At 62.9% G+C, this 10,484-nt stretch carries 12 protein-coding genes and 1 tRNA gene; 9 read left to right on the top strand and 4 right to left on the bottom strand.

The window, feature by feature from the left end:
- Positions 1-439 precede the first annotated feature (439 nt).
- From MOV75_RS14705 to MOV75_RS14695, 3 genes are all read left to right on the top strand, one after another.
- Positions 440-757, top strand: coding sequence for a hypothetical protein (locus tag MOV75_RS14705; RefSeq protein ID WP_246928940.1), 318 nt, complete (start codon positions 440-442; stop codon positions 755-757).
- A 323-nt stretch (positions 758-1,080) separates the two neighbouring features.
- Positions 1,081-1,404 (top strand): hypothetical protein, encoded by a 324-nt coding sequence (locus tag MOV75_RS14700; protein WP_246928938.1) that lies wholly within the window; start codon positions 1,081-1,083, stop codon positions 1,402-1,404.
- 308 nt (positions 1,405-1,712) lie between these two features.
- Positions 1,713-1,802: transfer RNA gene (locus tag MOV75_RS14695), tRNA-Ser, on the top strand.
- An 819-nt stretch (positions 1,803-2,621) separates the two neighbouring features.
- On the opposite strand, the gene MOV75_RS42690 is transcribed toward MOV75_RS14695, so the two are convergent.
- Positions 2,622-2,828 carry a hypothetical protein gene (locus tag MOV75_RS42690; protein WP_309486794.1) on the bottom strand — a complete coding sequence of 69 codons (207 nt, stop codon included), beginning with the start codon at positions 2,826-2,828 and terminating at the stop codon, positions 2,622-2,624.
- Positions 2,829-3,225: 397 nt separating this feature from the next.
- Between MOV75_RS42690 and MOV75_RS14690 the strand changes: the two genes are divergently transcribed.
- From MOV75_RS14690 to MOV75_RS14680, 3 genes are all read left to right on the top strand, one after another.
- A complete protein-coding gene (locus MOV75_RS14690; protein WP_246921607.1) occupies positions 3,226-5,259 on the top strand; it encodes a VTT domain-containing protein in 2,034 nt (677 codons plus the stop codon).
- The gene (locus MOV75_RS14685) at positions 5,259-5,948 is read left to right on the top strand and encodes an endonuclease/exonuclease/phosphatase family protein (RefSeq protein ID WP_246921605.1); all 690 of its coding nucleotides are present in this window, start codon (positions 5,259-5,261) and stop codon (positions 5,946-5,948) included. The genes MOV75_RS14690 and MOV75_RS14685 overlap by 1 nt, the downstream gene beginning before the upstream one ends.
- Positions 5,949-6,166: 218 nt before the next feature.
- Positions 6,167-6,358: a hypothetical protein gene (locus MOV75_RS14680; protein ID WP_246921603.1), complete on the top strand. Its 192-nt coding sequence runs from the start codon at positions 6,167-6,169 to the stop codon at positions 6,356-6,358.
- A 53-nt stretch (positions 6,359-6,411) separates the two neighbouring features.
- Here the strand turns inward: MOV75_RS14680 and MOV75_RS14675 are convergent, their stop codons facing one another.
- Positions 6,412-6,636, bottom strand: coding sequence for a hypothetical protein (locus tag MOV75_RS14675; protein ID WP_212085393.1), 225 nt, complete (start codon positions 6,634-6,636; stop codon positions 6,412-6,414).
- 254 nt (positions 6,637-6,890) lie between these two features.
- On the opposite strand from MOV75_RS14675, the gene MOV75_RS14670 reads away from it, so the two are divergent.
- Positions 6,891-7,208, top strand: a complete 318-nt coding sequence (locus MOV75_RS14670) for a DUF1476 domain-containing protein (RefSeq protein ID WP_246921601.1) — start codon at positions 6,891-6,893, stop codon at positions 7,206-7,208.
- 15 nt (positions 7,209-7,223) lie between these two features.
- On the opposite strand, the gene MOV75_RS14665 is transcribed toward MOV75_RS14670, so the two are convergent.
- Positions 7,224-7,802: a TIGR00645 family protein gene (locus tag MOV75_RS14665; RefSeq protein ID WP_246921599.1), complete on the bottom strand. Its 579-nt coding sequence runs from the start codon at positions 7,800-7,802 to the stop codon at positions 7,224-7,226.
- Between the two features lie 160 nt (positions 7,803-7,962).
- Between MOV75_RS14665 and MOV75_RS14660 the strand changes: the two genes are divergently transcribed.
- Together MOV75_RS14660 and MOV75_RS14655 are read left to right on the top strand one after the other, a co-directional pair.
- Positions 7,963-8,253, top strand: coding sequence for a hypothetical protein (locus MOV75_RS14660; RefSeq protein WP_246921597.1), 291 nt, complete (start codon positions 7,963-7,965; stop codon positions 8,251-8,253).
- A gap of 760 nt (positions 8,254-9,013) precedes the next feature.
- Positions 9,014-9,940, top strand: a complete 927-nt coding sequence (locus MOV75_RS14655) for a septal ring lytic transglycosylase RlpA family protein (protein WP_247006065.1) — start codon at positions 9,014-9,016, stop codon at positions 9,938-9,940.
- Here the strand turns inward: MOV75_RS14655 and MOV75_RS14650 are convergent.
- The coding region (locus tag MOV75_RS14650) for an alpha/beta fold hydrolase (RefSeq protein ID WP_247006063.1) at positions 9,937-10,484 on the bottom strand (548 nt) is incomplete at its 5' end. The genes MOV75_RS14655 and MOV75_RS14650 overlap by 4 nt on opposite strands.

The raw sequence follows: 10,484 nt of genomic DNA, 5'->3' as shown, positions 1-10,484 counted from the left end.
GGCGCGGTGCGCGAGGTGAAGCGGCGCTTGAGATAGGCGCCTGATCGGCGGCGCCACCAGGCTGGATCGATTGCTCCGGAGCGCATCGCGCTCTCCACGCGCGCGCGCAGATGTGCCGTTGCAGGAGGAATCTGGAGCCGGGGCGGAGGTTCGCAAAGAACGGCCCCCGCCTTCCGGGGCGTGGGCTATTGGGGGTGGAGGCGGGAGCCGTTTGCGAAGTGGGCACCCGACGTGCGGGCTCGCCCGCCAGGCACCTTCAACCTAGTGCATTTGTCCACATCTTGCTATTTAATTTTTATTAATTCCGTTTTATTTTTTATTTAATCATGCCATCCTAGGAAAAATAGCCGAAAATCCCTTTTTTCCGAAATTCGGCCGAGGCGGTCGCTGTGTCGAGATCCGTCCGAAACGGTCCGGATTGCCAGTATCGGAGTGAGCCATGAGTCATTCTCCATCACTCGTGCCGCAAATTACAACAGACCGGGACGTCTATCTCGTGCTCGATGATTTCGGCCGGCAGCTGGGCCGCGCCTGGTGTGAGACGGCCGAGGAGGACGCCAATCGCGCGACCCTGCTCAGACATCTCGCTGAAGGGCAATATCTCCATCCCACGCGTATCGTGGCCTTCAATACCGCGGAGGGATGGTCGCGGGATGCCACCGCCGAAATCGCCGACGAGCTGCGCCGCCGCTATGTCGAACTCGAGGAGAGCGATCCCTCGCTGCTGGAGTTCTTGGAAAGAGCAGCGAGGCGCTGAATCTCGACCATCGAAGGCGGATGAACGCTCCGCGATTGCGCTCGAACGAGGACCGCGCCGGGGCAGCGATCATACTTCGCTTGTCATGCGGACTTCGGAGAGCGCGCCCATCGCGCGCGTTAATGCGCGTGGTCAACGAGTCCTTACCGGCCCGCCGCGGTTGGCCGTTCGCATTAAGGATGCCCCGACGAACTTCGGCAGAGCAAGGTTTTGCGGCGTATACTGCGCCGACCTTCGCAAATCCATTTCGGGCAACTGGGGCACCGCACGCAATGTCTCGTACTCTCGCCGTTGTTTTCTCCACCGCTGTCGCCGCGATTTCCATGACGGGCGCAGCCTCCGCCGGCTGCTACAATTGCTACGCGCCGCCGCCGTGCACGACCTGCTATCAGCAGCAATACGTGCAGCCGCAATACCGCACCGTCGACGAAGCCGTGATGGTCTCGCCGGGCTCCGTCGTCGCGCACCGCACGCCGGCGCAGTATCGCACCGTGATGGTGCCGCAGACCGTGATGGTCGCGCCGCCCAGCGTCCAGTACCAGCGCATCCCGCCGCAATACGCCACGCGCCAGCGCGTCGAGATGGTCTCGCCCGGCTATTCCTATTACGCCCCGGTGCAGATGGGCTGCGCGTCCTGCGGGTACTGACGCCAAGGACGAAGCGGGCTTCGAGTGGCGCTCCTCACGGGGCGCCGTTTCTTTTGCGTGCCGCAAAACGAGGCCCGGACATGGAGACCAATCCTGCCGGGCCTCGCAACCGGCGACGCCCTGGGAGGTGTCGCCAGTGTCGGGATTGCCGAGACGTCGGCGCGCGGCGGCGCCGAACCTGCCGTCAAGCTAGAGGAACAGGCTGACGCTCGCCTGACAGAGGGCGGGCGGATGGGCCGGAGGCGAGGGTGCCCAACTTGGCGTTGCCTTGTGCCGTCGACTACGTTAAGCGACAGCCTTCCGGGACTGGAAGGGTGGCCGAGTGGTTTAAGGCACCGGTCTTGAAAACCGGCGTGCCCGCAAGGGTACCGTGGGTTCGAATCCCACCCCTTCCGCCAATAATCAGCAAACACAGTTACTTAGATGGATATCGCGCTTACTGCGCACAATCCAACGTACAATGAATCGCCGAAGGCGCCAGCCAGACATTGAGTCAACGTGCCGCGGCTTGGCCGCTGGCGATTAGGCCGCATCGAATCCAGCTTGGGTTTGATTTCATCTCTGCTCGTCGCGGGCGTCGGTTCATTTCTGATTTTGAACGGGGCCGAACTCAAAACCAAGTTGGGCTGGGCACAGACATCGAGTGCAAACTAAGAGGCCCGCCAGCGTGAACCGGCGGGCCGCTGATGCGGCTTAATGGATAGCCTTGTCTTCTCGGTTAAGCAGCTCCAGCCGCCTTTCTAGCTCTGCTTTCTTTGCCGCGAGCCTCGCGGCAAGAACGTCATTGACGACAGTGTGGAGTTGCCACAGTTCTTCGAGAGACATGCTCTCAAACTCTTTCCCTTCCATGAATTCCCCCGACTCACAGATGGGTTGAAAGCTTGGAGTTAGTCGACGAGGACAGCAACGAGACGTGGGTTGAGTGGAAGGTTTTTTACAGCTGCTCCCGATCTAACCGACAGTGCTAAAACCGGCCTCTTGCGAGCCGGCCGGAGTTTGACCGAGATATTGGCTACCAGCGGGCGCCGGTCACGGGAGCCGCCTGGCGGCAAGCTTCGCACCGACACAAATGCGAAGGCCGCAGGCACCGCTCTGGAGCAGCTCCTGCGGCCGGTGCCGCGACGTTCCGCGCGATCGACACGGCACGGTAGGTGGTACCACGGCGGCCCGCCAGCGCGAACCGCCAGCAGCCTAGCTGAAGCTGCTCCAACGTGAGTTCAGTCGATCGACTTCTCGAGCTTCCGGGCTGCCCGGAAGTCATCCATGTGCTGCAGGTTCGGCCCGTAGGCGGACTCCTTGGTGAGCAGATGGTAGATCCGGGCCACCATGGTTTGGAGATGCTTCATTCGTCCGCGGGGCATCGCCCGGGCCTTGCAAAGGGCTCGGACCGCGTGCGCTCGGAAGTAGTCAAAAGCGTCGGACATCGGAATTCAACGTCGCGCTCAGGGATTGGTTCTTACCCTCGATTCCGGAAACACCGGTCCAAACGAGATCGCATCAGGAACGGTATAGAATCTGAACAATTAGCCCGCAGGACGTTCACAGCGGGCAACGCATGTTCTTCTTCTTCTCGAACCGGCTCGGGTGTCTCGGCTCGCTGCTGATCTCCGGCTTGATCACACTCGCGCTGCTGTTCCTGTTCGGGATGATCAGGTTCTGACGTCCAGCGCGGACAGCCGTTCGAGCTGAGCTGAAGACGTGGAACCCATTGAGCGTTCAGCGCGTTTAGACGCGAATGCGAATTGCGAGGTTCACCTGCTTCAGAGCTCATCGACCCTGATCCCCGGCGACACCGTCTGGCGACGGTGCAAGACGCGGCGCGTGGCGGTTCTGAACGATGCTGCCGCTTATTTCGCGGCCCTGCGGGACGCGCTGCTGCAGGCGCAGGATCTCGTCTACATCATCGGATGGGACATCCATAGCGAGACCAGGCTGGTCGGAGCTTCCGGACATGCGGATGACGGCTTGCCGGAACAGCTTGGCCCATTCCTGCGCGCGCTGGTTCAACGGCGTCCCGCCCTGCAAATCCACATCCTCGTCTGGGACTTCGTCTCGTTTTACGCCTCCGAAAGGGAATGGAATTCCGCGGCCAAATTCACGGCCGACACAGATGGCCGCGTTCGGTTTCATCTGGATGCCACGCTTCCGTTTGGCTCGGCCCAACACCAGAAGATCGTCTGTGTCGACGGTTCACTGGCGTTCGTCGGCGGGCTCGATCTGACCATCAGGCGCTGGGACACCAGTGACCATCGCGCCGATCACGCATTGCGCTGCGACCCCGGGGGTAAGCCTTATCCGCCGTTTCATGATGTTCAATGCATGGTCGACGGAGACGCTGCGGCGCGGCTGTTCGAGCTCGCGGAGGAGCGCTGGCGCGCGGCGGGCCAACAGGTTCATGATCGATGCGCACAGAAGAGCATCCGGTGGCCGGCGAACGTGCCGGTCGAGGCCGAGCACTTGCCGGTGGGGATCGCCAGGACCGAGGTGGTTTGTCCTGCAGGTTCGACGATCAGGGAGGTCGAACGCTCGTTGATCGCAGCGATCCGGTCCGCGACGCGCTTCGTCTACATCGAAAATCAGTTTACCAGCGCCACCAAGTTCGCACGTGAATTGGCGGAGCAGATGCGTCGCGTGCCCATGCTTCGGGTTCTCGTCGTCACGCCCAAGCTGCATTCCTCGTGGGTGGAATCCCAGGCGATGCAGAACGGTCGTGGCGCCTTCATCGACTGCTTCAGCGCGGCCGGCATCGCGGATCGTATCCGCTTCGTCTATCCGGTCTCACGCAGCGGGGACACCGAAGCTGCCGTGATGGTGCACAGCAAGCTCATGATCGTCGATGACGGGATCCTGAGAATTGGCTCGGCGAACCTGAACAACCGTTCGATGGGCGCCGACAGCGAATGTGATCTCATCTTTGAAGCCTCGTCCGACGAGCACCGGGCCTTCATCGCATCAGTCCGCCATCGCCTGATCGCCCATTTCTGCGGTGTCGACGAACAGGCCGTCGCACAAAACGAGGATCGTCTTTTTACGCTGCTGGATGAGGTGTCGGACGCCGATGGGGCGAAGACGCTGCGACAAGTCGAGTCGTCGGTCCTGACCAGCACACTGGCCACGATGGTTCAGCCGGTTGCGGATCCTGAACGGCCTCTTCATCTGGAGCGGGCGGCATCCCGCATGTGGAACACGAAGACGATCATCGGGATCGTTTCAATAGCCGTGGCGCTTCTTGGACTGGCGATGGCCTGGTCGTACACGTCCTTGAGCGATTTCGCCGATGCGGGCCGTCTTTCGACGCTCCTGTCTGCCTACGCGCAGTCGGTCTGGGGGCCGCCGTTCGCGATCGCAGCTTTTGTGGTGGGCGGGCTGGTCGTGTTTCCGGTTCTCGTGCTCATTGCGGCAACCGCTGCCGCACTCGGGCCATGGCTGGGCTTCGTCAGCGCCATGGCGGGCGTCTTGCTCAGCGCTCTCATTCTTTTTGCGATCGGACGGGTGCTCGGCCGGGAACGCCTTCAGCGTTTGCTGGGGCGGCGTGCCGCGCGCATCCAGGAACGTGTTGTCGGCAAGGGCATTCTGGCTGTCGTCGTCATCCGGATGATTCCCATCGCGCCGTTCTCGGTGGTGAACGTCGTGGCTGGTGCGAGCATCCTGCCTCTGCGCGATTTCATGGCCGGAACTCTGCTGGGCATGACGCCCGGGATTCTCACCATGGCAGTTCTGGGCGCTCAGATCGCGGATCTGGCCAGGAATGCGTCCTGGACCAACGTAGTGCTGCTCGCACTGGCGTTCCTGGGCTGGCTCGCGATCTGCGCAGGCGCGCAATTCGTCGCGACGTGGCTCGCCGGGAGGCGCTGATGGCGCCGATGCGCTTCATGACGTGGAATGTGCATGGCACGTTCAATCTCAATCCGAAGTTCGATCTGGAGGGCATCTGTTCCATCGTTCACAAATGGGCTCCCGATGTCGTCGCGCTTCAAGAGGTGGATTCGCGATCGCGATCGGATGATCCGTTTGCGAAGCTGGCGAGCGTTGTCGGCGATCACCGTGTTCACGCCAAGTCGATCGTCACAGCGGATGGCGATTACGGTCAGATGCTGCTCAGCCGCTTTCCGTTCTCCAGCGTGCCCGAGATCGTGGACGTGTCGTATCGCGAGCGCGAGCCGCGCAGAGCGATTGCCACGGATCTGCTGACGCCTGCCGGCGATGTACGTGTGGTGGCCACGCATCTCGGCCTGAGTATCCACGAGCGATATGCGCAAGCTCAGGCCCTGGTGAGCCTGGTGAAACATGGCCGGACTGTCGTCCTCGGCGATTTCAATGACTGGTTCTGGGTCAAATCGGTGCGGCGCGTGCTTGCGCAGGTCTGCCCAAACCGGACGCGGCTCCGAACTTTCCCGTCGCGCTTACCTCTCATGCGGCTTGACCGGATCTATGCAACGTCCGACAGCCGGATCCGGAAAGTCTGGACCGACGATGAGGCGAGGGCCTTTTCAGACCATTTGCCGGTGATTGCGGACATCGAGATCTCCGCCGACGGAAGATGATCTCCTCGCGGGCCTCTTATGCTCACGTCCGAGCAAGGTGGCGGAATGCCACTGTCTTGCCCGACGGGGCCACCGCCTTTAGCGCATGATGGGAAAAGTCCTTGCGGCAGAATGGCTTGGCTACTGTGCATGGGGTTGTTTCGCAAATTATGGGGCCGGCCCGCTGTGCCCCTCAGAGGGCATGCGGAACTTTTTCCTCGCCGCCGCGTTCTCTTGGCATGACTGAAGACCTTTCGTTCCGACGCAAACCCCTGACCCCCGAACAGCGCCAGGCGCGCGATGCGGCACGCCGGATCGAGGCCGAAAAGGCCATGCGCGACCATGAAGTGGCGCAAAAGGCGTTTTACGCCAACAAAGAGCGGCTGAAGGCCGAACGGCTGGCGCGGGAAGCTGCGGCGGCGAAAGGCTGATCTGGCGCGGTCCCCCGCAGTCTTCTGACGCGATCTTCCGCCCGCGCTGACGGCTAATGCCTGTTGGACATCCGCGTTGCGCTCAAGGCCAGGACGAGCGCCTGGACGGCCCCCACGAAGGGCCCGCGGGGCGATCGCGCCTCGATCGCTTCGGCTGCGATGCGACAGTCCTCGGCGACCTTGAGCAGCCCGCTTCGCGTCAGGTCCATGGTGGAGAGGGCGGCCTGCTCCAGGCAGACCCGTTCAAGCCGTCGAAACTCCCGCAGCTCTTTGTTCATGCGTCAGCTCTCGGTGTGCCCCAAGCCATGCGGCGCTGAGTCTGCTTAACGAGTGGTAAACGATCTCCAACTAGCCGAGTCGGCTGGCGCCGGGCTTGTGCGTGCCATGCACACGACCGGCCGGGGGGCACGGCAGGCTTGACGGCGTGTGGCTTCCGCCGGAAGCTTCAAATCGTCCTACACCAGCGTGAACCGCGGAGACTTTTGCACCAGCCAGTCCGACCCTCATCAGCGAAAGCGCAATGGAGCTGACCATGACCACGTTCGACAAGCGCGAGCAGGGCTTCGAGGCCAAATTCGTCCACGACAAGGAACTCATGTTCAAGGTCGCCGCCCGATCCAACAAGCTGCTCGGTCTCTGGGCCGCAAGCCGGCTCGGACTGAGCGGCGATGCCGCGGCAAGCTATGCAACAACGCTGGTGACGGACCATCTGGAAAACCAGACGATGGACGAGGTGCTGGACAAGGTGTCGGAGGATCTTGCCGGCACGGGCCTTGCGCGCGAGCAGGTCGCGGCCAAGTTTCAGGAATGCCTGCGTCAGGTCATGCAGCAGCTCGAGACCGACAGGTAAAGCGGGCGCGAGGCCTCACTCGGCGTGCTTGCGCATTCCGGAATCGCTGAGCTTGTCGACATAGGCGATGCCGATCGCCGAGAGAATGAAGGTGATGTGAATCAGCACCTGCCACATCACGCCGGTCTCGGTGAAGCCGGCGCGGTCCGAGCCGAGATTGCCGGCCTCGATGAAGGTGCGCAGCAGCGCGATCGAGGAGATGCCGATGATGGCCATGGCGAGCTTGATCTTCAGCACGCTGGCATTGACGTGGCCGAGCCATTCCGGCTCGTCGGGATGGCCCTGGAGGTCGAGCCGGGAGACGAACGTCTCGTAGCCGCCGACGATCACCATCACGAGCAGGTTGGAGATCATCACGACGTCGATCAGGGCGAGCACGCTCATCATGATCTGTTGCTCGGTGAGATCGATCGCGTGCCAGGAGAGGTGCCAGAGCTCTTTCAGGAACAGCACGATATAGACGCATTGCGCCGCGATCAGTCCGAGATAGAGCGGCAGTTGCAGCCAGCGTGAGCCGAAGATGATCATCGGCAGCAGGCCCAGGCGCGGCGAGGGCGGGCGGGGCTCGGTGCGGGTCTCAGGCTCAACCGACATTCAGGCCGCATCCTCGCAATCGAAACGATCTCGCTTTCATCTAACGCGACAAGATGGCCGGCGGAAGACGTGGCCCGCGTCTCGCCTTCGGCGGATCGCGCCATTTCGTGCTAGCGTGCCTTGCGGCCATCGTGCGACGGCCCGGATCGGGAGGCGGGGAGTGAGCAGGGGCGGCTTCGGCAGATGGGTCAGCGGGATCGCGCTCGCCGGCGCGATCACGATTGGCGCCGGCTCCGCGGAGGTCTCGGCGAGCCCGCTGACGCCGTTTCGCTACGAGGCGCAGGCGCAGCGTCATTGTCCGCACGACAAGGTGGTCTGGCTCGATTTCAGGAAAGGGGTCTACTACCGCAAGGGTCAGAAGCGGTACGGCCAGGGGTTCGACGGCAGCTTCGTCTGCCAGAACGAGGCGCGCGACAGCTTCTATCGCCGGTCCCTGCTGGGCCTGCGCTGAGGCGTCGAAAGCAGAAATTCAATCAACTAAACGGGAGCGGGGCAATCCTAAAGGGATTGCGGTGCAGCATCGCGGTGCAGGTGTGGTTAGAAAACGGAAAAGCGCTGGCGGTGTTCAGGCGAAGGCCAGTGCCACGAGGCTCGAGCAGAGCAGGACCAAGCCGCCGGCGGTCAATGCCAGGAAGCCGTCAGATACCAGGTCATGGTTGCGCATGGGACACCTGCCGCTCTCGTCTTCGTTGCTCGGTCGGATCGATCAAATTCGCCGAACGCGCCGTCTTGAAAGAGGTGTTGCTTGCCGTTCGCGCGAGTGCCTCAGGCCCTCGTGCGGTAACCCTCAAACGCATGGGCCAGGAAGATCCCCGCGCTTACCAGACCCATCAGTGCCGAAACCGTCTCGATCATCGTTAAATTCCAAATCCTGCCCTTGCATCCGAGAAAACGCGTGCGGCCTTGCACAGTCAAAAGAATTTCGGTGAGGGGCGCGACAATGGGGGTGGAGTGAGGATTTGGCGCAACAGAATGTCCGGCCATGGCACAGCGCAGGTGCCATCGCTCCGTAGAACAACGGAAAAATGCGAACGTCCCGTTTACCATCCCGGCGGGATCGCTGCGGGCTCCCCATTTCCGCCGTGTTCGGGTTGCGTTATCGTTACTGCTTCCGACGCGGTGGTGGGCCGCTTCGGATTGAAGGACCGGACAGCGCTCCCCGTAGCCATAGCGGGTTAGGTATGCTTCCGGCGAAGTGGTATTTGGGGCGCATGGGGATCCGACGGTCAGATTCGGTTTTGCGGGCCGCGCGCGGTGTTGCGGCGGTCGCGACCTGCCTTGCGCTTGCCAATTGCGCCTCCTCCAACAAATTCGCCAGCCGCGTTGACCCGAAGTACGGCGTGTCCTCGAGCCCCCGGGTCGTGGCTTTGGGTGATCCGGTCCCGAAGGGCGGTGGCACCTACCGCGTCGGCAAGCCCTATGTGGTGGCCGGCCGGACCTACGTGCCCGAGGAGGACGTCAACTACCGTGCCGAGGGCATGGCGTCCTGGTACGGCGATGACTTCCATGGCCGCCTGACCGCCAATGGCGAAGTGTTCGACATGACCTCGCTGACCGCGGCGCATCCGACCCTGCCGATGCCGTCCTATGCGCGGGTGACCAATGTGTCGAACGGCAAGTCGCTGATCGTCCGGGTCAATGACCGCGGTCCCTATCATGGCAACCGCCTCATCGATGTCTCGAACAAGGCCGCCGAACTCCTTGAGTTCAAAGGCAATGGCGTCGCCAAGGTCCGCGTCGAGTATGTCGGCCGGGCGCCGCTTGAAGGCTCCGACGACCGCCAGCTTCTGGCAACCCTGCGCACCGGTGTTCCGGCGCCATCGCCCTCGATGGTCCGGGTCGCCTCCGCAAGGCCCTTCGTGCCGGAATTGCCCGGATCGAGCCGCGGCGCCATTCGCGGCGACGTGCCGATGCCGGAGGGGCGGCCCTATAATCTCGGCAACACCTCCGCCGACATGGCCTCGCTCAATGCAACCTCGGAAATGTCGGCCTCGAGCCGCGGCCGGGGCCGGGCGGTGCAGAACGCTCGTGCGGTGTCCTACGACCGGGACGGCCGTTACGCCGCCGAGAACGCGGATTCGTCGGCCGACGGCGCCGCCGAGGCTCGCAACATCCTGAGCGGCCGCGGCCTCTACTAGGCCGCGCTCTCCCTCAAGAATTTCACCAGCGCCGCGTTCACCTCGTCGGGTCGCTCCTGCTGCACCCAATGGCCGGCGCCCTCGATGATCAGCTTTCGCTTCAGATTGGGCAGCACGCGCTCGAGCTCGTTGACGCGCTTGGCGCCGATCAGGCCGGTGATGACGGCGTCCCTGGAGCCGGCAATGAACAGCGAGGGCTGACGGATCTGGGCGTCCTGCCACGGCGCCGTCAGCTCCCAATTGCGATCGATGTTGCGGTACCAGTTCAGCCCGCCGCGAAAGCCGGACTTGCGGAAGCTTTCGGTGAAATAGGCCAGATCAGTCTCGCTGAGCCAGCCGGGCAGGGGCTCCTCCGTGGTCGCGTGGCTGAGAAAGCCCTTGCCCTCCTGCACGAACATCGCGGCGGTGGGATCGGCGAGGCCCCGTCCCCCAAGCACGATGCGCATGGTGCGGGCGACGTCGCGCTCCAGCTCGGCCTCGGCGACACCGGGCGCCTGGAAATACTGCCAGTAGAAATTGGTGACGCCGCCCTGGCGGAGCAGGT

This window comes from Bradyrhizobium sp. PRIMUS42, from assembly GCF_023006515.1.
GTDB lineage: Bacteria > Pseudomonadota > Alphaproteobacteria > Rhizobiales > Xanthobacteraceae > Bradyrhizobium.
The sequence above is the reverse complement of the archived record's forward strand: the minus strand, read 5'-3'. Positions and strand labels throughout refer to the sequence as shown.